This window comes from Variovorax sp. F042 (genome assembly GCF_057814215.1).
On sequence record NZ_JBVASX010000018.1, the window covers coordinates 13,952 to 36,311 of the forward strand.

The window sequence follows — 22,360 nt, forward strand, 5'->3', positions numbered from 1 at the left end:
CCATGCGGCGGACCGGCAGGCTTGCCGCGGAGGCTCTAGCCATGGTCGAGCCCTACGTCGTGCCGGGGGTGAGCACGGAGACGCTCGACCGGATCTGCAACGACCACATCGTGAATGTCCAAGGCGCCATTCCAGCGAACGTGGGGTATCAGGGGTATCCGAAGACCGTCCTCACTTCCGTCAACCAGGTGGTTTGCCACGGCATCCCCTCGGCCGACAAGATTCTGAAGAAGGGCGACATCGTCAACATCGATGTCGCCGTCATCAAGGACGGCTGGTTCGGCGACACCAGTCGCATGTACTTCGTCGGAGCTCCCAGTGTGTTGGCTCGGCGCCTTGTGGAGACGACGTACGAAGCAATGCTGGCCGGAATCCGGCAGGTCAAGCCCGGAGCGACTCTGGGCGATGTTGGCCATGCCATCCAGTCGGTTGCCCACCGGGAGCAATTCAGCGTGGTGCGTGAATACTGCGGGCACGGCATCGGCCAGATCTACCACGATGAGCCGCAGGTGCTGCACTATGGGCGACGCGGGGAAGGGTTCAGGCTGGAGCCGGGGATGGTTTTCACCATCGAACCGATGCTCAACGCAGGCAAGCGCGAAACCAGGCAATTGCCTGACGGATGGACGGTGGTGACGAAGGATCGGTCTCTGTCCGCCCAGTGGGCGCACATGGTGGCTGTAACGCCCGAAGGCTATGAGGTGCTTACGCCCTGGCTTGGAGGCACAGGCGCCTACGCGCCGGTTTGATACTCAGCCTGGGCGAGAACGCTTCACTTTTCGTGTCGCGCGACAGCTGTTGAAATCCATGCCGAGCGGTTGAAAACTGCCAACGAATTCATTAAAAAAGAAAAGGCGCCCGGCATTGCCAGGCGCCTTTTCTTTTTCTTTTTTCTTACTCCGAGGCTCGTCCGCCTGAATTTTCCGCCTCCCCAAATTTGCAGGCCATGGTTTTACGCAAGCGCGCATTAGGCGGAATTACTACGTCGAGCAGGTCGTGTTTCAGCGGAAATCCGCGACCCTGTCTTGCACCTGAACGCCGTAGGGGAGACAGGATGTTGCACTTCAGATTTGACTCAGCCTTCTCTTTGAGTTTGCATAATAAGTTTTTGCCGAAAATGCGGCGCGGCTGCGTCGCCAAATTGGGCGAAAACAGAACAGATTTTCGTAATTGAATCGGCCAATCAATTCCGAAGTTCTCGTCTGTCTGCGTCAACAAATTTAAATAGTGCGTCATTTGTTGGCTGCCGCAATTACCGTGCTGCAGCGCGGAATAATCGTGCATCACCTCGCGGCCAGGCCGCGAAAAAACCCTAGCTCGCCACCCGCAGCAGCACCCGCGCTTCATTCATCGAGCGCGGGAATTTCAGAGAGCGCACGTTATGCAGGAAGTGACCGTGGAAGCCGCCGCGACTTCAACCCGTGACGACCCGGTCATGCCGCCGTTGCAACACGCGCCGTCGCGCGCGCGATCGACGTTCGCCTTGCTGTGGCTGAGCGAGACGGCCTTCGATCTCGGCACCACGCTGGTCAGCTTTGCGGTGGGCGTGTGGATTTTTTCCCGGACCGGCTCCGCGCAGGACTATTCGTTCTCGGTGCTCGCCGCCGCGCTGGCGGGCATGCTGGCCACGCCGTTCGCCGGCGCATTGGCCGATCGCCACGACCGGCGCTGGGTGGTGCTGTCGTGCGATGTTGCCGCCATCGCCGGCACCTTCGCGATCGTGCTGGCCCTGCTGTCCGGCCGGCTCGGCATCGGCGCGCTGTACGCCTACGCCGCGGTCGCGGCGGCGGTCGGCGCGCTGCGGCGTCCGTCGATCCGGGTGGCGGTCAGCCGCTTCGTGCCCAAGGACCGCTTCGCCCAGGTGGGGGGGCTGACCGGCATTTCGCGCGCGCTGGTGCAGGTCGGCGCGCCCGCCGCGGCCGGCTTCCTCATGGCGCGGATGGGCCTGCAGGGGGTGATGGCGACGCAGCTGTGTCTTTTGCTGGCAGGAGCCGCGCTGGTGTTCGCGGCATTGACCCGGGCCGGCGTGGACGTGCGCGGCGGGCCGCGCGCTGGCGAGTCGTCCACGCGCAGCACATCGCTGTGGCGTGGAGCGGGGGCCAGCTTTTCCGGTGCGCTGGCCTATCTGCGCGAGCAGCCGTTGATGGGCGCATTGCTGGGCTACGGCGCGCTGGTGCAGTGCCTGCTGGTGCTCGCGACGACCCTGCTCACACCGATGGTGCTGTCCACTCATTCCAGCGACGTGCTGGGCCTGGTGATGTCGGTCGGCATCGTCGGTGGCCTGCTCGGTTCGGTCCTGGTCGCCACCGCCTGGATCCGGCGCGGGCTGATGCAATGGATCCTGGCCTGCGACGCGCTGCAGTGCGCGGCGGTGCTGTTCGCCGGTTGCGTGACCACGCCAGCCCTGTGGTGCGCGGCGGCGTTTGTCTGCCTGTTCTGCGGCAGCACCTCGGTCGCCTGCTCGCATGCGCTGTGGATGCGCAAGGCGCCGATGGGCCGGCAGGGCAGCGTGTTCGCCCTGATCGCCGCGTCCAACATGCTGGTGATGTGCGTGGTGCTGCTGGCCGGCGGCTGGCTCGCCGACGCGGTGCTGGAGCCGGCGCTGCGCCCGGGCGGCGCGCTCGGCGCTACGGTCGGCGTCTGGTTCGGCACGGGGCCGGGCCGCGGCATCGGTTTTCTGTTCTTCGTTAGCGGCGCGGTCGGCCTGGTGCTGACCGTTGTCGCGCTCGCCCACCGGCGCTTGCGCCGCCTGGAAACGCTGGTGCCGGACGGCGGCGAATCGTGAGCAGCAAGGAAGTCCTCCATCCCCTGAGCTCGCCCCAGCAAGCGGTCTGGCTGGACCAGTCGCTGGCGCCGGACCTGCCTTGCTACAACATCGGCGTCGCGACCCGCCTCGACGGGCCGACCGACCCCGATCGCCTGGAGGCGGCGATCCGCTCGGTCGCCGGGCGCCATCAGGCGCTGCGCACCGTGCTCGAGCGCAGCGCCGGCGCCGATATTGGCGGGGCTGTGCAACAACGTTTCGCCGATACCGTGGATGCGCCGTCGCAGCGCTTCGATTTCACGGGCGAAGCCGATCCGGAGGCGAGCGCCTGGGCCCATCTGCGCGCCGCGTTCCTGACGCCGTTCGGGCTGTACGGCCAGCGGCTGTGGCGCATGCACTGGCTGCAGGTTGCGCCCGAACGCGGCTATTGGCTGGCGTGCTTTCATCACCTGGTCGCGGATGGCTGGTCGGTGTCGCTGATCGGCAATGCCGTGGTCGATGCCTACAACCGTCTCGGGCGCAAAGAGCCCGTGGCCGGTAGCGACAGTCATGACGACGCCGACTACGCAGACTTCATCCGCAAGGATGCCGAGTACCTGGCCTCTTCGCGCTATGCCAGCGACCGCGCATTCTGGCTGCAGCGCCATGCGCACCTGGCGGCACCGCTGTTCGAAGATGCGCACGCCCGGCGCGGCCGCTTCGATCGCAAGTTCGAACAGGCCGTATGGCAGCTGGACCGTGCCGACCACGACCGCCTGAGCGAAGTGGCCGCGGCGCAGGGCGCGTCGAGCACGCATTTCCTGGCGGCGTTGCTGGCGGTGTACTTCGCGCGCCTGAGCGGGCGCGAAGACGAAGTGGTGATCGGCATGCCGGTGCACAACCGCACCAGCGCGGCGCAACGGCGCATGCCCGGCATGTTCTCGGGCGCGATCCCGGTCGGCATCGCGGTCGATCCGCAGGAGACTTTCGCGGACACCCTGCGCAGGGTCGCCGCCGAACTGAAGCAGTGCTACCGCCACCAGCGCTACCCCCTGGCCGATCTGCACCGCGAACTGCTGGCCGGGGTGGGCGACCGCCGCGGCCTGTTCGACCTGTCGCTGTCGATGGAAAGCTTCCACGGCGACCTGGAGTTCGACGAAGGCATCCGCAGCTCGGTGTTTCCGCTGCACAACGGCTATGAGCGCCAGCCGCTGGCGGTCTATGTGCGCGACTACGAGCACGGGAGCCCGGTGCACATCGAGTTCAACTATGACCCGGCGCTGTTCTCCGCGCAGGAGATGGCTGCGCATCTGCGGCGGCTGCAAGCCCTGGCCAGGGCGGCGACCGATTCGCCAGACAAGCGCGTGTGCGACCTGCCGCTGATGGACGAGGCCGAGCGCGAATTGGTCGTGCATGGCTTCAACCGGCCGCGGCTCGACACCGGCGCGCCGTCGTTGATCCACGCGCTGTTCGAGCGCCAGGCCGAGCGTCACCCCGATGCCGTCGCGGTGCAGTTCGAAGATCGGCAGCTGAGCTACGGCGAACTCAACCAGCGCGCCAACCAGTTGGCTCATCATCTGCGAGGGCTCGGCGTCGGGCCCGACGATCTGGTCGCGATCGGCCTGGAGCGCGGGCTCGACATGGTGGTGGCGATCCTGGCCACGCTCAAGGCCGGCGGCGCCTACGTGCCACTCGACCCGGTATATCCGGACGAGCGCCTCGCACACATGTTGTGCGACAGCGCGCCCGTGGCGCTGCTCGGCGACGGCGCCTTGCTCGATCGCCTGCAACCGCCGCCGTCGTGCAGGCAGGTGCGCCTGGACCTGCCATGGGAGCAGGCGCCGTGGGCCGAAGCCACCGCCGACAACCCGCAAGTCGAGGGCCTCGCGCCCTCGCACATGGCCTATGTGATCTACACATCCGGCTCGACCGGCCTGCCCAAGGGCGTGATGGTCGAGCACGCCCAGGTCAATCGATTGTTCGACGGGACCCGGGCCTGGTTCGCGTTCGGCCGCGACGACGTGTGGACCCTGTTCCATTCCTTCGCTTTCGATTTCTCGGTGTGGGAGCTGTGGGGCGCGTTGATCCACGGCGGGCGCCTGGTGGTGGTGCCGCATGCGGTCAGCCGCGCACCGGCGGAATTCCATCGCCTGGTGTGCGAGCAGGGCGTGACCGTGCTCAACCAGACCCCGAGCGCGTTCCGCCAATTCGCCGCCGCCTGCCAGGCCAGTCCGGCAGAGCTGCCGCCGCATACGCTGCGCTGCGTGGTCCTCGGCGGCGAGGCGCTGGACACAGCGGCGCTCAAGCCCTGGTACGCGCAAGAGCGCAATGCGGGCACGCGCCTCGTCAACATGTACGGCATCACCGAGACCACCGTGCACGTTACGTACCGCGTGCTGGAGCCTGCCGACGCCGAACGCAGCGCCGGAGCGAGCCCCATCGGCACGCGCATTCCCGACCTGAGCCTGTACTTGCTCGACGCGCAGGGCCGGCCGCTGCCGGTCGGCTGCACGGGCGAGATGTATGTCGGCGGCGCCGGTGTCGCACGCGGCTATCTGCGCCGGCCCGAACTGGACGCGCAACGCTTCGTGCCCGATCCGTTCAGCGACGTGCCGGGCGCGCGCATGTACAAGACCGGCGACCTGGGCCGCTACCTTGCCGACGGCAGCCTGGAGTACCTCGGCCGCAACGACCACCAGGTCAAGATCCGCGGCTTTCGCATCGAACTGGGCGAAGTCGAGGCGCAGCTGATGCGGCTCGACGGCGTCGACGACGCCGTCGCAATCGCGCGCGAGGACACGCCGGGCGATACGCGCCTGGTGGCCTATCTCGTTGCCAGGGCCGCGTTCGATCCATCCGCCGCGCGTGCCGCCTTGCGCGAGCGCCTGCCGGACTACTTGGTCCCGGCAGCGTACGTCGTGCTGGACGCATTGCCGCTGACGGCCAACGGCAAGCTCGATCGCAAGGCACTGCCGGCGCCGGACCATCGAGCCTGGCACCAGCGCGACCATGAACCGCCGCAAGGAGCAGCGGAACAAGCGCTGGCACGGCTGTGGGCTGAAGTGCTCGGCGTCGAACAGGTCGGCCGCCACGACAATTTCTTCGAACTCGGCGGCCATTCCATCCTTGCCGTGCAACTGGTCGAGCGTATGCAGCGCGAAGGCCTGGAGGCCGACATCCGCCATCTGTTTGTCGAACCGACCCTGGCCGCACTCGCGGCCCGCGTGGCGCAAACAGGGCAGGGCGCGACACCAGTGCCGGCCAATGCGATTCCCGCGCAGTGCGAACGCATCACCCCGCAGATGCTGCCGCTGGTGCAACTGAGCCAGGCGCAGATCGAGCTGATCGCCAGCAACGTTCCGGGCGGCATGCGCAACGTTCAAGACATCTACCCGCTGGCGCCGCTGCAGGAAGGCATCCTGTTCCACCATCTGCTGCAGGGCGAGGGAGATGCCTACGTGCTTCCTGCCCTGCTGCGCTTCGACGATCGCGTGCGCCTCGATCGGTTCGTGGCCGCCTTGCAGCAGGTGATTGCGCGCCACGACATCCTGCGCACCGCCGTGCAGTGGGAGGGGCTGGACGCGCCAGTGCAAGTGGTCTGGCGCAGCGCCGCACTGACGCTGCACGAACTGCACTTCGATCCGGCCGGGGGTGACGTGCAGGCGCAGCTGCAGGCCCGCGCCGATGCGCGACAGGTGCGCCTGGACCTGCGTCGCGCGCCGATGCTGCAGGCCCATGCTGCTTTCGATCCGGTCTCGGGGCGCTGGCTCCTGCAGCTGCTGCACCATCACCTGACGCTGGACCACACCACCACCGAGCAGGTCCTGCACGAGGTGGTGGCGCTGCTGCAGGGACGTGCCGAGGCCCTGCCGGCGCCGGTGCCGTTCCGCGACTTCGTCGCACGGTCGCGCCAGGGCGTGAGCAACGCAGAGCACGAAGCGTTCTTCGGCGCGATGCTCGGCGATGTGGTCGAGCCGACCGCACCGTTCGGCCTGCTCGACGTGCAGGGCGACGGCTCGCAGGTCGAGCAGGCTCGCCTCACGCTGCCGGCAACGTTGTCGGCGCGGCTGCGCGCGCTCGCCATGCGCCATGGCGTGGGCGCGGCCAGCCTGTTCCACCTGGCCTGGGCCCGGGTGCTGGCCCTGTGCAGCGGGCGCGACGATGTCGTGTTCGGCACGGTGCTGTTCGGGCGCATGCAGGGCGGTGCGGGCATCGATCGCGCCATGGGCATGTTCATCAACACCCTGCCGGTGCGCATCGCGCTGGGCGGGCGCGCAGCGGTGCAGGGCTTGCGCGAGACCCATGCGGCGCTGAGCGGACTGCTGCGCCACGAGCACGCATCGTTGACTCTGGCCCAGCGCTGCAGCGGCCTGCCGCCGAACACGCCGATGTTCTCGGCGCTGCTCAACTACCGGCATAGCCGCAGCGAGAGCTTTGGCGACAGCGAGATCGCCGAGGGCATGCACTACCTCGGCGGCCGCGATCTCACCAACTACCCGTTCAGCCTGTACGTCGATGACCTGGGTGGCGACTTCGTGCTTACCGCCGAGATCCATGTGTCGGTTTCGGCCGAACGCATCGCCGGCTTCATGCAGCAGGCGCTGCACGCATTGGCACAGGCGCTGGAACAGGCGCCCGACACGCCGCTGCTGGCGCTCGATGCACTGCCGCCCGAAGAATGCGAGCGCGTGCTCCACAGCTACAACGACACCCGGCGCGAGTACACCGCGCCGGCGCTGGTGCACGAGGCCTTCGAGCAGCAGGCCGCCGCGCACCCGGAGCGCATCGCGCTGGAACTGGACGGCGCGCAGCTGAGCTATCGCGCCCTCAATGAGCAGGCCAACCGGCTGGCGCGGCACCTGTGCCGGCTCGGTGTTGGCCCGGACAGCCGCGTGGCGATCTGCGTCGAACGCAGCCTGGCGATGGTGGTCGCGGTCCTGGCCACGCTCAAGGCCGGTGGTGCCTGCGTACCAATTGATCCGATGTATCCCGACGAGCGACTGGCGCAGATGCTGCGCGATAGCGAGCCGGTGGTCGTGCTGAGCCAGCGCGGGTTGGCCGAGCGGCTTGATGCGACCTCGGTCCTGTTGGATGAAGCAGAACCGGCATGGGCCAATCTGTCCGCGGCCAATCTGCACGCAGTCGAGCTCGGCCTGCGCCCGGAACACCTGGCCTACGTGATCTACACCTCCGGCTCGACGGGCGTGCCCAAGGGCGTGGCGATGCCGCATCGCGGCCTGGTCAACCTGCTGGCCTGGCAGCGTGAGCAGCTGCCCGAGCCCGCGCGCACCCTGCAGTTCGCTGCGCTGGGCTTCGATGTCGCCTTCCAGGAGATCTTCAGCACGCTTGCCAGCGGCGGCACGCTGGTGCTGCTGCACGAAGCGTTGCGCCAGGACCTGCCGGCCCTGGCCGAGTGGCTGGCCCAGGAGTCGGTCGAACGCCTGTTCCTGCCGTACATCGCGCTGCACAACCTCAGTGAGCTGTGGTCGCAGCGCAGCGAGCCGCTGGCGATGCTGCGGGACCTGATCACGGCCGGAGAACAGCTGCGTATCACGCCGGCGATCCGCCGCGTGTTCGCCCGGCACCCGCAGGCGCGGCTGCACAACCATTACGGGCCGACCGAGAGCCATGTGGTCAGCGCGCACACCTTGAGCGGCCCCGCAGAACAGTGGGACGACCTGCCGCCGATCGGGCAACCCATTGGCAACAGCCGCATCTATGTGTTGGATGCGCAGCGCAATCCGGTGCCGGTGGGTGTGATGGGCGAGCTGTATCTGGGTGGGGTGCAGGTGGCGCGGGGTTATCTGAGCCAGCCCGAACTGAGCACCGAGCGGTTCCTCGCTGACCCGTTCGATGCCCGCGACGGTGCGCGCATGTACAGGAGCGGCGACCTGGGACGCTGGCGTGCGGACGGCAGCATCGAGTACCTGGGTCGCAACGACCATCAGGTGAAGGTGCGCGGCTACCGCGTCGAGCTTGGCGAGATCGAGGCACAGCTCGCGCGTCTGGACGGGGTGCGCGAGGCGGCGGTGATCGCACGCGAGGACCGGCCCGGCGACCTGCGCTTGGTCGCGTATCTGGTCGGTCACGCCGATGCATCGCAACTGCGCGCACAGTTGAGCCAACGCCTGCCGTCGTACATGGTCCCTGCCGCCTATGTCGTGCTCGATGCACTGCCGCTCAACGCCAACGGCAAGCTCGACCGCAAGGCGCTGCCTGCGCCGGAGGGAGAGGCCTACGGCCAGCGCGCCTACACAGCACCGCAAGGCGAAGTCGAACAGGCCCTGGCCGGCATCTGGTCGCAGTTGCTGGGCGTGCAGCAGGTCGGCCGCGACGACGACTTCTTCGAACTCGGTGGACATTCGCTGCTCGCCATCCGTCTGCTCGAACAACTGCGGCGGCGCAGTTGGTCGGCCGACATCCGCTCGCTGTTCGCGCATCCGAGGCTGGCCGCCTTGGCCGCGACGATCCGGCGCGACGATGCCACTACAGCGTTGGCAGTGCCTCCCAACCTGATTCCGCCCGGCTGCGAGGCGATCGAACCGGCGATGCTGACGCTGGTCGAACTCGACGCAGCCGCGATCGGCCGGATAGTCAGCGCCACGCCCGGCGGCGCGGCCAACATCCAGGACATCTATCCGCTGGCGCCGTTGCAGCAGGGCATCCTGTTCCATCATCTGCTGGAGCGCGACACCGACACCTATGTGCTGCCGACGCTGCTCGAATTCGACGGCAAGCCGCGCCTGGACCGTTTCATCGCGGCCCTGTCGCGAGTGATCGAACGCCACGACATCCTGCGCACCGCGATCCACTGGGAAAGCCTGGCCGAGCCGGTGCAGGTGGTGTGGCGGCGCGCCAGGTTCGCGGTGGACACATTGGATCTGGCGCCGGGCAAGGGCGCAGCAGCACAGCGCCTGCGCGAACATCCGCGCGTGCGCGACCTGCGCATCGACGTGCGCCGCGCTCCCATGCTGCATGGCTTCGCGGCTCGCGACGATGCCAGCGGGCGATGGCTGCTGCTGCTGTCCTATCACCACCTGGTGATGGACCACACCACGCTGGAGCGGTTGGTGGAAGAGATCGCCGCAATCGAGCGCGGCGATGCCGCCGGGTTACCAGCGCCGGTGCCTTTCCGCGACTTCGTCGCCCAGTCGCGCCTGGGCGTGAGCGAGGCCGAACACGAGGCGTTCTTCGGCGCGATGCTCGGCGACGTAGACGAACCGACCGCGCCGTTCGGCCTGCTCGACGTGCAGGGCGATGGCTCGCAGGTCGAGCAGGCCCGCCTCACGTTGCCGCAGGCGCTGTCGGCACAGTTGCGCGCGCTCGCCATGCGCCAGGGCGTAGGAGCGGCCAGTTTGTTCCACCTAGCCTGGGCCCGGGTGCTGGCCCTGTGCAGCGGGCGCGACGATGTGGTGTTTGGCACGGTGCTGTTCGGGCGCATGCACGGTGGCGCCGGTTCCGATCGTGCGGTCGGCATGTTCATCAACACCTTGCCGGTGCGCATCGCACTGGGCGGGCGCGGCGCGGCGCAGGGCCTGCGCGAAACCCATACAGCGCTGAGCGGATTGCTGCGCCACGAACACGCCTCGCTGGTGCTCGCGCAACGTTGCAGCGCAATGCCGGCGCATGTGCCGTTGTTCTCGGCCCTGCTCAATTACCGGCACAGCCGAGTTGCCCATGCCCAGGTGCTCGATGGCGTGCGATTGCTCGACGTGCGCGATCGCACCAACTACCCGTTCGGCCTGTACGTTGATGACGATGGGAGCGATTTCGAATTGACCGTGCAGGTCGATGCTTCGGTCTCGGCCGAACGCATCGCCGGCTTCATGCAGCAGGCGCTGCAGGTATTGGCACAGGCCCTGGAGCAGGCACCCGACACGCCGCTGCTGTCGCTCGATGCGCTGCCGGCCGGGGAACGCGATCGCGTGCTCCACGGCTACAACGACACCCGGCGCGAGTACACCGCACCGGCGCTGGTGCACGAGGCCTTCGAACAGCTGGCCGCCGCGCACCCGGAGCGCATAGCCCTGGAACTGGACGGTGCGCAGCTGAGCTACCGCGCCCTCAATGAGCAGGCCAACCGGCTGGCGCGGCACCTGTGCCGGCTCGGTGTTGGCCCGGACAGCCGCGTGGCGATCTGCGTCGAACGCAGCCTGGCGATGGTGGTCGCGGTCCTGGCCACGCTCAAGGCCGGTGGTGCCTGCGTACCAATTGATCCGATGTATCCCGACGAGCGACTGGCGCAGATGCTGCGCGATAGCGAGCCGGTGGTCGTGCTGAGCCAGCGCGGGTTGGCCGAGCGGCTTGATGCGACCTCGGTCCTGTTGGATGAAGCAGAACCGGCATGGGCCAATCTGTCCGCGGCCAATCTGCACGCAGTCGAGCTCGGCCTGCGCCCGGAACACCTGGCCTACGTGATCTACACCTCCGGCTCGACGGGCGTGCCCAAGGGCGTGGCGATGCCGCATCGCGGCCTGGTCAACCTGCTGGCCTGGCAGCGTGAGCAGCTGCCCGAGCCCGCGCGCACCCTGCAGTTCGCTGCGCTGGGCTTCGATGTCGCCTTCCAGGAGATCTTCAGCACGCTTGCCAGCGGCGGCACGCTGGTGCTGCTGCACGAAGCGTTGCGCCAGGACCTGCCGGCCCTGGCCGAGTGGCTGGCCCAGGAGTCGGTCGAACGCCTGTTCCTGCCGTACATCGCGCTGCACAACCTCAGTGAGCTGTGGTCGCAGCGCAGCGAGCCGCTGGCGATGCTGCGGGACCTGATCACCGCGGGCGAGCAGTTGCGCATCACGCCGGCGATCCGGCGCATGTTCGAGAGGCACCCCCAGGCGCGGCTGCACAACCACTACGGGCCGACCGAGACGCATGTGGTCAGCGCGCACACCTTGAGCGGTCCGCCCGAGGCGTGGGAAGACCTGCCGCCGATCGGACGACCGATCGGCAACAGTCGTATCTATGTGCTGGATGCGCAGCGCAATCCGGTGCCGGTGGGTGTGGTTGGCGAGCTGTACCTGGGTGGGGTGCAGGTGGCGCGGGGGTATCTGGCACAACCCGAACTCACGGGGGAGCGCTTCGTGCCCGACCCGTTCGACGGGCACGACGGCGCACGCATGTACAGGAGCGGGGATCTGGGCCGCTGGCGTGCGGACGGCAGCATCGAGTACCTGGGCCGCAACGACCATCAGATGAAGGTGCGCGGCTACCGCATCGAGCTTGGCGAGATCGAGGCACAGCTCGCGCGTCTGGACGGGGTGCGCGAAGCAGCGGTGATCGCACGCGAAGACCGGCCCGGTGACAAGCGCTTGGTCGCGTATCTGGTCGGCCACGCTGATGCATCGCAGCTGCGCGCACAGTTGGCGCGCAGCCTGCCGGAGTACATGGTCCCTGCCGCCTATGTCGTGCTCGGTGCGCTGCCGCTCAACGCCAACGGCAAGCTCGACCGCAAGGCGCTGCCCGCGCCGGAGGGAGAGGCCTACGGCCAGCGCGCCTACACAGCACCGCAAGGCGAAGTCGAGCGGGCCTTGGCCGGCATCTGGTCGCAGCTGCTTGGCGTGCAGCAGGTCGGCCGCGACGACGACTTCTTCGAGCTCGGTGGACATTCGCTGCTCGCCATCCGGCTCATCTCCCAGATCCGCGAGCGCTTCGATGCCGAACTCGCGCTGGCCACCCTGTTCGCACAGCCGCGCCTCGCCGCACTGGCCCACGCCGTGACAGCGGCTGGCCCCGGCGCGTTGGATGCCATCACGCCCGCCGACCGCAGCCGTCCGTTGCCGCTATCGCCGGCGCAGCAGCGCCTGTGGTTCATCGCCGGGATCGATGCCCAGGCCAGCGTGGCGTACCACATCCCTGGCGCGCTGCGCCTGCGCGGTGAGCTCGACTGCGTTTCCCTGCGCGCCGCGCTGGACGATGTCGTGGCCCGGCACGAAGCCTTGCGCACGCGTTTCATCGCGATCGACGGCCAGCCCTGGCAGCGCATCGACGCGCCGCACGGCTTCGAGTTGCGCGAGCAGGACGCGGGCGATTCGAGTCCGGCGCAGATCGAGGCACTGTGCCGCGAGGCTGCGGCCGAGCCCTTCGATCTCGCGGCCGGTCCGCCGATTCGCGGCCGCCTGCTGCGCATTGCCGAGCGCGATCACGTGCTGGTGGTTGTGATGCACCACATCGTCTCCGACGGTTGGTCGCTGAGCGTGCTGATGCGCGAGTTCGCCGCTGCCTACAGCGCGTTGCGCAATGGACTGAGGCCGATGCTGCCGCCGCTGCCGATCCAGTACGCCGACCATGCGGTGTGGCTGCACAAGCACCTGGAGGGCACGACCGCGCAAGTCCGGCTGCAGGAGTGGGTCGCACAGCTGCAAGGCGCACCGGCACGTACCGAGCTGCCATGCGACCGGCCGAGGCCGGCATTGCAGGACTACCGGGGCGCGAGCCTCGATGTCGGCCTCGATGCCGAAACCACGCGAGCCCTGCGCACGCTCGGCCAGCGCCACGGCGCGACCTTGTACATGGTCGTGCTGGCCGCCTGGGCCGCCGTGGTGGCACGCTACAGCGGCCAGCAGCAGGTGGTGATCGGCAGTTCGCACGCCGGCCGCGGGCGGGTCGAGATCGAACCGTTGATCGGCTGCTTCATCAACACCCAGGCGATGAAGATCGCGCTGGACGGCAGCCCGGGCGTGGCCGATCTGCTGGCCCAGGTGCGCCAGACTGCGTTGCAGGCACAGGCGCGCCAGGACGTACCGTTCGAGCGTCTGGTCGAGGCGCTGAACCCGCCGCGCTCCATGGCCCACCATCCGGTGTTCCAGCTGATGCTGGCTTGGCACAACACGCCCGCTGTCGCACTGGAGCTTGCCGGGCTGGATGTGGAACGGGTCGAGAGCCTTCCGGCCAGCGCGCAGTTCGACCTGGCGCTGGACCTGCAGGAAGACGGCGAGCGCATTACCGGCAAGCTCAACTACGCCACCGCCCTGTTCGACGAGGCCACGGTGCGCCGCCACTGGCACAGCCTGATGGCGATGCTGCGCGGCATGGCCGCCGACGATGGCCGGCCCGTCGATCGCATCGCGTTGCTCGACGCCGATGAGCGCGAGCTGCTGCTGCACGAGTTCGCCGAAGGCGCGCCAGCACAGCTTGCCCATGCGTTCGCGCATGCCGCGTTCGAACGGCAGGCTGCGTTGCAGCCGCAGGCGATCGCGCTGGAGCACGACGGCGAGCAGCTCAGCTACATCGAACTCGACCAGCGCGCCAACCGGCTCGCCCACCATCTGCGCAGCCTCGGCGTTGGCGTGGAGGACCGGGTTGCGCTGTGCCTGCAGCGCGGGCCCGACCTGATCGTCGCGCTGCTGGCCACGCTCAAGGCCGGTGCCGCGTATGTGCCGCTCGATCCGTCCCATCCGGACCAGCGGCTGGCCTGGCTGCTGGAAGACTGCGCGCCGGCGGTGCTGCTGACGCACTCCGGCCTGCGCCCGCGCCTGCAACCACCGTCGTGCTGCACGACCGTCGCGCTCGACGAACACTCGCCATGGGCGGCAGCGCCCATGCATACGCCCATACATGCGCCCGATCTGTGCGACCTGCCCAGCGACGGCTCGCACCTGGCCTACGTGATCTACACCTCTGGCTCCACAGGTACGCCCAAGGGCGTGATGGTCGAACACCGGCAACTCTCCAATCAGATCGCAGCGCTGCAGGCGCTCTATGGCTTCAGCGCCGAAGACCGGGTATTGCAGTTCTCCGGCCTGAGTTTCGACGTTGCCGGCGAGGAGATCTTCGGCGCGCTCAGCCATGGCGCGACGCTGGTGCTGCGCACCGACGAGTGGCTGGCGGAACCCCGGCGCTGGTGCGAACTGTGCGCCGCACACCGGCTCACCGTGGCCAATCTGCCGACGCTGTTCTGGCAGCGCCTGGCCCAGGCGCCCGATGAGGTGTTTCCGCCGTCGCTGCGGCAGATCGTGATCGGCGGCGATGCGGTGGGCGCCGCCGCGCTCGATGCCTGGTGGCAGCGCGACGGCCATCGACCGGCGCTGGCCAACGCCTACGGTCCGACCGAAACCACGATCAACGCCACCGTCGCGCGTTGCAGTGCTGAAGACTCGCCGCTGGGCATCGGCCGTCCGGTCGCCAATGCGCGCGTCTATCTGCTCGATGCCCATGGCGAGCCGGTGCCGGTTTGCGCCGTCGGCGAAATCTGGATCGGTGGCGCCGGTGTGGCGCGCGGCTACCTGCATCGCGCTGAACTCACCGCGCAGCGCTTCGCAACCGATCCGTTCGTGACCGCCGCTGCGGACACGCCACCGCGCATGTACCGCAGCGGCGATCTCGGCCGCTGGCGCGGCGACGGTTCAATCGAGTTCCTCGGCCGCGACGACCAGCAGGTCAAGATCCGCGGCTTCCGCATCGAGCCGGGTGAGGTCGAGGCTGAACTGATGCGGCTGGACGGGCTGCGCGAAGCGGCGGTGGCTGTGCAAGGGCAGGGCGACGACAAGCGCCTGCTGGCCTATGTGGTTGCGCATCCCGATCGCGCGCCACCCGACCCTGCGCAACTGCGCGCGCGCCTGGCTGAACGCCTGCCCGACTACATGCTGCCGGCGGCCTTCGTGCTGCTGCATTCGCTGCCCCTCAACGCCAACGGCAAGCTCGACCGCGCCGCGCTGCCTGCGCCGGACGGCGAGGCCTACGCGCAGCGCGGCTACCAGGCGCCGCAGGGCGAGTTCGAGCAGGCGCTGGCGCAGACATGGGCGTCGTTGCTCGGCATCGAACGCATCGGCCGCGACGACGGCTTCTTCGAGCTGGGCGGGCATTCGCTGCTGGCGGTGCGGATGCTCTCGCAGCTGCGCCAGCGGTTCGGCATTGAGCTGGCGCTGACGGCGGTGTTCGCGCGACCGCGGCTGGCGGACCTGGCTGCCGAGATGGCGCGGGCCGCACCCGGCGCAGTCGATCCGATCGTGCCGGCGGATCGCAGCGCACCGCTGCCGTTGTCGCACTCGCAGCAGCGCCTGTGGTACGTGACCCGTATCGACGCACAGGCCAGCGCGGCCTATCACCTGCCTGCCGCATTGCGCCTGCGCGGTGCGCTGGACCGCATCGCGCTGCAGCACGCGCTGGACCGGATCGTCGCTCGCCACGAGTCGCTGCGTGCGCGCTTCGTCGTCATGGGCGGCGAGCCGCGCCAGCGCATCGAACCGGCGCACGGCGTTGCCCTCGACTACCGCAAACTCGATGGACTTGGCGACGCCGCCTTGCGCGCCCTGTGCCAGGCCGAAGCCGCAGCACCGTTCGACCTCGAGCGCGGCCCGCCACTGCGGGTGCAGTTGCTGCGCCTGGCCGAAGACGAGCACGTGCTGCTGGCCACGATGCACCACATCGTCTCCGACGGATGGTCGCTGAGCGTGCTGGCGCACGAGTTCTCTGCGCTGTACGGGGCGTTCCGCCGCGGCGAACCCGATCCGTTGCCGGCATTGCCCGTCCAGTACGGCGACTACGCTGCATGGCAGCGACGCCGCCTTCAGGGCGAGGCCGTGCAGGCGCAGTTGCAGTACTGGGTCGAGCGCCTGCGCGATGCGCCGCCGCTGATCGGCCTGGCCACCGACCGGCCACGGCCGCCGCAGCAGGACTACCGTGGCGCCAGCATCGAAGTCGGACTCGACGAGACGTTGACCCGTGAACTGGGCGCGCTGGCGCAGCGCCACGGCGTCACCGCGTACATGGCCGTGCTCGCGGCATGGGCGGCGGTGCTGGCGCGGTTGAGCGGCCAGTCGCGCGTGGTGCTCGGCAGCGCCATCGCCGGGCGCGACCGGGCCGAGCTCGAACCGCTGATCGGGTTCTTCGTCAACGCCCAGGCCCTGCGTTTCGACATCGACGACGGTCTCGACGCAGGCAGCCTTCTGGTGCAGGCCCGGCAGGTCGCGCTGCAGGCTCAGCAACATCGCGACGTGCCGTTCGAGCAGGTGGTCGAGGCGCTCAATCCGCCGCGCTCGAGCGCCTTCAACCCGGTCTATCAGGTCCGGCTGGCGTGGCAGAACACGCCGCCTGCGCAGCTGCAACTGGAAGGGCTGGAGTTCGACAACCTTGCCAGCCATGCAGGCAGCGCGCAGTTCGATCTTTCGCTCGACCTGGAACCGGTCGGCGAACGCATCGTCGGCCAGTTCAACTACGCCACCGCCCTGTATGACGAGGCCACGGTGCAGCGCCACTGGCATGCGCTGGTGGCAATGCTGCGCGGCATGGTCGCCGATGCCGCCGCACCGGTGGCCCGCATCGACCTGCTGGCCCCGGACGAACGCGAGCAGGTGCTGCACGTGTTCAATGCCAGTGGAAGCGTCGATTGCGATGGCCTGCTGCATCGCCTGTTCGAGGCGCAGGCCGCAGCGCAGCCAAGCACCCTGGCGCTGGCCTGCGAAGACCAGGCGCTGGACTACGGCGAACTCAACCGTCGGGCCAACCGCATCGCCCACCACCTGCGCGGCCTGGGGCTGCGGCCCGACGACCGCGTTGCGCTGTGCCTGGAACGCAGCGTGGACATGGGCGTCGCACTGCTGGCCACGCTCAAGGCCGGCGGCGCCTGCGTGCCGCTGGACCCGGTGCATCCCGACGATCGCCTTGCCCGCATGCTGTTTGACAGCGCGCCGGTGGCGGTGTTGACCCAGGCCCGCCTGCTTGGGCGGCTGCGGGTGCCTGAGGGATGCGCGGTACTGATGCTCGACGACGAGGCATCGCCCCCGCCCTGGACCGATGCGCCCACGCATGACCCCGATCCCGAAGCGATCGGCCTGCTTCCAGCCCACCTGGCCTACGTGATCTACACCTCGGGCTCGACCGGCATGCCCAAGGGCGTGATGGTCGAGCACCGCAACGTGCTTAACTTCCTGCACGGGCTGGAGCAGCGCATCCACGGCCCGGCGCCAGACTGCCGGCGGGTGGCGTGGAACTCATCGTTCGGCTTCGACATGGCGGTCAAGGCCTGGGGGCAGCTGGCGTTCGGCCGCAGCGTGTTCCTGCTGCCAGAGCGCACCCGCCTGGACGCGGAGGCCTTGCTCGACTTTCTGGAGCGCCACGCAATCGAGGCGATGGAGTGCACGCCCTCGCATCTGCGCATGCTGCAGTCGGCCGGCTTTGCGCAACGGCGCCCCGGCTCGCTGCGCAAGCTGTTGCTCGGCGGCGAAGCGCTCGATGCCTCGACGTGGCGCGGCCTGGCCGAAGCCGAAGGGATGCAGTTCCACAACATGTACGGCCCGACCGAATGCAGCGTCGATGCCACCTGCGGCCCGGTCACCGGTGCGGTGCCGCATATCGGCCGCCCGATGCCGGGCGCGCGCGTCTATCTGCTCGATCCGCATGGCGAGCGGGTGCCGATCGGCGTGGCCGGCGAGATTCACATCGGCGGCGCCGGGGTCGCGCGCGGCTACCTGGGGCGCCCGCAACTCACCGCCGAGCGCTTCGTGCCCGATCCATTCGATGGGCGCGACGGTGCACGCATGTACAGGACCGGCGACCTCGGCCGCTGGCGCGCCGACGGCAGCATCGAGTACCTGGGCCGCAACGATTTCCAGGTCAAGGTTCGCGGCTACCGCATCGAACTCGGCGAGATCGAGGCGCAGCTGGCGCGGCTCGATGGCGTGCGCGAGGCCGTGGTGCTCGCCCATGCCGAACTGCCTGGCGAGCCCCGCCTGGTCGCCTACCTGCTGCCGCAGCCGGGCGCCGCACTGGGGCCCTCGGTGCTGCGCGAGCAACTCGGCGCGCAGTTGCCGGATTACATGCTGCCCGGCGCCTACGTCACGCTCGCGGCCTGGCCGCTGAACGCGAGCGGCAAGCTCGACCGCAAGGCACTGCCGCTGCCGGACGACGACGGCTTGGCGCGGCAGGACTACGCCGCTCCGGAAACCGACATGGAAATCCGTTTGGCGGTGCTGTGGGGCGAGCTGCTCGGCGTCGGGCAGGTCGGCCGCCACGACAACTTCTTCGAGCTCGGCGGGCATTCGGCGCTGGCCATCCAGCTGATCCACGCCATGAGCGAACAACAACTCCAGGTCGACGTGCAGATGGTGTTCAACGCGCCGACCTTGGCAGACCTTGCCGCAGCCACGGTGCAACTGGAGGAGATCGTTCTATGAACCATGCATCGCAACTGCTCGACACGCTGGCCTCGCGCGGCCTCACGCTGCGCCTGGACGGCGAGCGGCTGGCGTTGCAGGGAGACTCGCGCCTGCTGGCGGATGCAACGCTGGTGCAGGCATTGCGCGATCGCAAGCCGGAGCTGATTGCCCTGCTGCGCGAACGCCAGGGCAGCGATCCACTGACCTACCGCATCGACGAAGTGGCTGATGCAATCACGCCTGCGATGCTGCCGCTGCTCACGCTCGACCAGCGCGCAATCGACCGCCTCGTGGCGCAGGTGCCGGGCGACGTGCGCAACGTGCAGGACATCTATCCGATGGCGCCGCTGCAGGAGGGCATCCTGTTCCATCACCGGCTGCATGGCGAAGGTGAGGGTGGCGATGCCTACGTCATGCCGACCCTGCTGCGCTTCGACAGCCGCGAACGGCTGGACCGGTTCGCGCAGGCCCTGCGCGAGGTGATCGCGCGGCACGACATCCTGCGCACCAGCGTGCACTGGGAAGGGCTGGAGCAGCCGGTGCAACTGGTGCAGCGCCAGGCTGGCCTGGACATCGAGATGCTCGCCGCCGCGCCCGCGGAAGATGCACTGGCACGCCTGCAGGCCCTGGCGGATCCGCGCCGCAGCCGGCTCGACGTGCGCCGCGCGCCGATGCTGCGCGGCCACTCGATCCAGGAAAGCGACAGCGGGCATTGGCTGCTGCAGCTGCTGCACCACCACCTGATCCTCGACCACACCGCCTCGGAATTGCTGGTGCAGGAAATCATGCTGATCCTGCAGGGTCGGCGCGAGCACTTGCCTGCACCAGTGCCGTTCCGTCGCTTCGTCGCGCAGGCCCTGCAGGGCGCGGCGGAATCCGGGCACGAAGCCTATTTCCGCGCCGCGCTGGGCGATGTCGAGGAAACCACCGCACCGTTCGGCCTGAGCGACGTGCGCGGCGACGGCAGTGGCGTGGCGCAGGCGCGCAGCGAACTCGATCCCGCGCTGGCGCGTCGCCTGCGCGAACAGGCGCGGCTGCGTGGGGTGGGCGCGGCCAGCGTGTTCCACCTGGCCTGGGCGCTGGTGCTCGCACGTTGCAGCGGCCGCGACGACGTGGTGTTCGGCACGGTGCTGTTCGGCCGCCTGCAAGCTGGCGCCGAGGCGACGCGGGCGATGGGCATGTTCCTCAATACCCTGCCGCTGCGCGTGCGCCTTGGCGCTGCCGGAACCGAAGCGGCGCTTCGCCGCGTGCACGCCGATCTGGCCGAGCTGCTGCGCCACGAGCATGCCTCGCTGAGCCTGGCCCGGCGCTGCAGCCGGTTGCCGGCCGATGCGCCGCTGTTCACCAGCCTGCTCAACTACCGCTACAGCCGACGCGACACCGAAGCCACGAGCCTGCCGGGCATCGAATTGCTCGGTGGACACGACCGCACCAACTACCCATTCGTGCTGCACGTGGACGACCATGGCGACGGCTTCGGCATTACCACCGAGATCGATCGCAGCCTCGATGCGTGGCGCGTCGGCGGCTTTGTGCGGCAGACCCTGCACGTGCTGGTCGATGCATTGGAAAGCGAGTCGCAGCGGCCGCTGCGCCGCATCGATGTCTTGCCGGAAGACGAGCGCCGGCAGGTGTTGGCCGATTTCAACGCCACCGCCACCGAGTACCCGCACGGCGTGCTCCTGCACCAGTTGTTCGAGCATCGGGTCGCGCAGCGCCCCGACGCGATCGCGCTGGTGTTCGAAGACCGCCAGTTCAGCTACGCCCAGCTCAACGCACGCGCCAATCGCCTGGCACGGCAACTGCGCGTGCTGGGCGTCGGCCCGGACGCCCGCGTGGGTGTGCTCATGCAGCGCAGCGAATCGCTGGTGGTGGCCTTGCTGGCGACCCTCAAGGCCGGTGGCGCCTACCTGCCGCTCGACCCCACCCATCCACCGGAGCGCCTGCGGCACATGCTCGACGAGGCCGTTGCGGTAGTGGTGCTGGCCGACCCGGAACTGGCGCTGAGCGTGCCGGGCGTGCGTACCCTGGTGCCCGCTCGCGACACGCACACGGCCACGTTCGCCGACCGCAATCTCGATGCTTCAGAAACCGGCCTCCACGAAGGCCGCCTGGCCTACGTGATCTACACCTCCGGTTCGACCGGCGCGCCCAAGGGGGTGATGAACGAACACCGCGGCATCGTCAACCGCCTGCATTGGATGCAGCAGGCCTACGCGCTGACTCCGGATGACGTCGTGCTGCAGAAGACGCCGTTCGGCTTCGATGTGTCGGTGTGGGAGTTCTTCTGGCCATTGATGGCCGGTGCACGGCTGGTGCTCGCGCGGCCGGATGGACATAAAGACCCGGCCTATCTGGGCGAGCTGATCCGCAGCAGCGGGGTGACGACGCTGCATTTCGTGCCGTCGATGCTGCAGGTCTTTCTTGCCCGGCCTGACGCCGTGGCCGGCTGCGCCAGCCTGCGGCGGGTGGTGTGCAGTGGCGAAGCGCTTTCGGCCGGGCTGGCACGCCAATGCCGCGAACGCCTGCCACATGCGCGCCTGTACAACCTGTACGGCCCGACCGAAGCGGCGGTGGATGTCAGCGCCTGGACCTGCGGGAGCGACGATGGCGATTCCATACCGATCGGACGGCCGATCGCCAACACCCGGCTCTACCTGCTCGACGATGCGCTGCGCCCGGTGCCGGTCGGCGTGGCCGGCGAGCTGTACATCGGCGGTGCGCAGGTGGCGCGCGGCTACCTGAACCGGCCGGAGCTGACCGCGCAGCGCTTCATCGCCGATCCTTTCGTCGAGGGTGGCCGCCTGTACCGCACCGGCGACCTCGGCCGCTGGCGCGCCGATGGCGCGATCGAGTACCTGGGCCGCAACGACTTCCAGATCAAGCTGCGCGGACAGCGCATCGAGCCGGGTGAGATCGAAGCGCAGCTGCGCGCGCTCGACGGCATCGCCGAGGCTGCGGTGCTGGCGCGCGAAGACCGCTCCGGCGCGCTGGCGCTGGTCGCCTATGTGGTGCCGACCTCGCCCGATGAAATGCCGGAGCCTGCACAACTGCGCAGCCAGCTCGGCGAACACCTGCCCGAGCACATGCTGCCCGCGGCCTACGTGCGCCTGGCGGCACTGCCTTTGAGCGCCAACGGCAAGCTCGACCGCAAGGCGCTGCCTGCACCGCAGGACGAGGCCTTCAGCCGCCAGGCCTTCGCGCCACCGCGGGGCGAGACGGAGCAGGCCCTGGCCGCGATCTGGTCGCAGCTGCTCGGTGTCGAGCGCATCGGTCGCCACGACAGCTTCTTTGCGCTCGGCGGGCACTCGCTGCTGGCGATGCAGTTGCTCGAACACCTGCGCCGGCGCGACTGGACGATCGACGTGCGCGCGGTCTTCGACCGACCCGAACTGGCCGCGATGGCCGCCGCCGTGCGCACCGCACCGACAACCGAGATCCCGCACAACGCCATCCCGGTGCGCTTTGCCGCGCCGGACGACGAATCAGAAGAAACCGAGGAGTTCAGACTGTGAATGTGGAAGTCGCGAGC

The 22,360-nt window shown here is 68.7% G+C and carries 5 protein-coding genes; 4 read left to right on the plus strand and 1 reads right to left on the minus strand.

Translation table 11 applies throughout. The annotated features are described in order from the left end of the window. The first annotated feature begins 41 nt into the window (after positions 1-41). Positions 42-749, plus strand: a complete 708-nt coding sequence (map, locus tag ACZYSP_RS32390) for a type I methionyl aminopeptidase (protein WP_436318375.1) — start codon at positions 42-44, stop codon at positions 747-749. A gap of 145 nt (positions 750-894) precedes the next feature. Here the strand turns inward: map and ACZYSP_RS32395 are convergent, their stop codons facing one another. Further along, positions 895-1,284, minus strand: a complete 390-nt coding sequence (locus tag ACZYSP_RS32395) for a hypothetical protein (protein WP_143062653.1) — start codon at positions 1,282-1,284, stop codon at positions 895-897. 97 nt (positions 1,285-1,381) lie between these two features. On the opposite strand from ACZYSP_RS32395, the gene ACZYSP_RS32400 reads away from it, so the two are divergent. From ACZYSP_RS32400 to ACZYSP_RS32410, 3 genes are read left to right on the plus strand one after another with little or no spacing between them, the layout of a single operon-like run. Continuing rightward, positions 1,382-2,785: an MFS transporter gene (locus ACZYSP_RS32400; protein WP_093082460.1), complete on the plus strand. Its 1,404-nt coding sequence runs from the start codon at positions 1,382-1,384 to the stop codon at positions 2,783-2,785. After that, positions 2,782-18,846 (plus strand): amino acid adenylation domain-containing protein, encoded by a 16,065-nt coding sequence (locus ACZYSP_RS32405; protein ID WP_489018627.1) that lies wholly within the window; start codon positions 2,782-2,784, stop codon positions 18,844-18,846. Before ACZYSP_RS32400 ends, ACZYSP_RS32405 begins: the two co-directional genes overlap by 4 nt. Further along, positions 18,843-22,343, plus strand: a complete 3,501-nt coding sequence (locus tag ACZYSP_RS32410) for a non-ribosomal peptide synthetase (protein ID WP_489018629.1) — start codon at positions 18,843-18,845, stop codon at positions 22,341-22,343. Before ACZYSP_RS32405 ends, ACZYSP_RS32410 begins: the two co-directional genes overlap by 4 nt. Positions 22,344-22,360: the final 17 nt, after the last annotated feature.

Coding starts and splice junctions, on each gene's coding strand:
- map (WP_436318375.1), top strand. CDS start 42: ATGGTCGAGCCCTACGTCGTGCCGGGGGTGAGCACGGAGACGCTCGAC.
- ACZYSP_RS32395 (WP_143062653.1), bottom strand. CDS start 1,284: ATGCACGATTATTCCGCGCTGCAGCACGGTAATTGCGGCAGCCAACAA.
- ACZYSP_RS32400 (WP_093082460.1), top strand. CDS start 1,382: ATGCAGGAAGTGACCGTGGAAGCCGCCGCGACTTCAACCCGTGACGAC.
- ACZYSP_RS32410 (WP_489018629.1), top strand. CDS start 18,843: ATGAACCATGCATCGCAACTGCTCGACACGCTGGCCTCGCGCGGCCTC.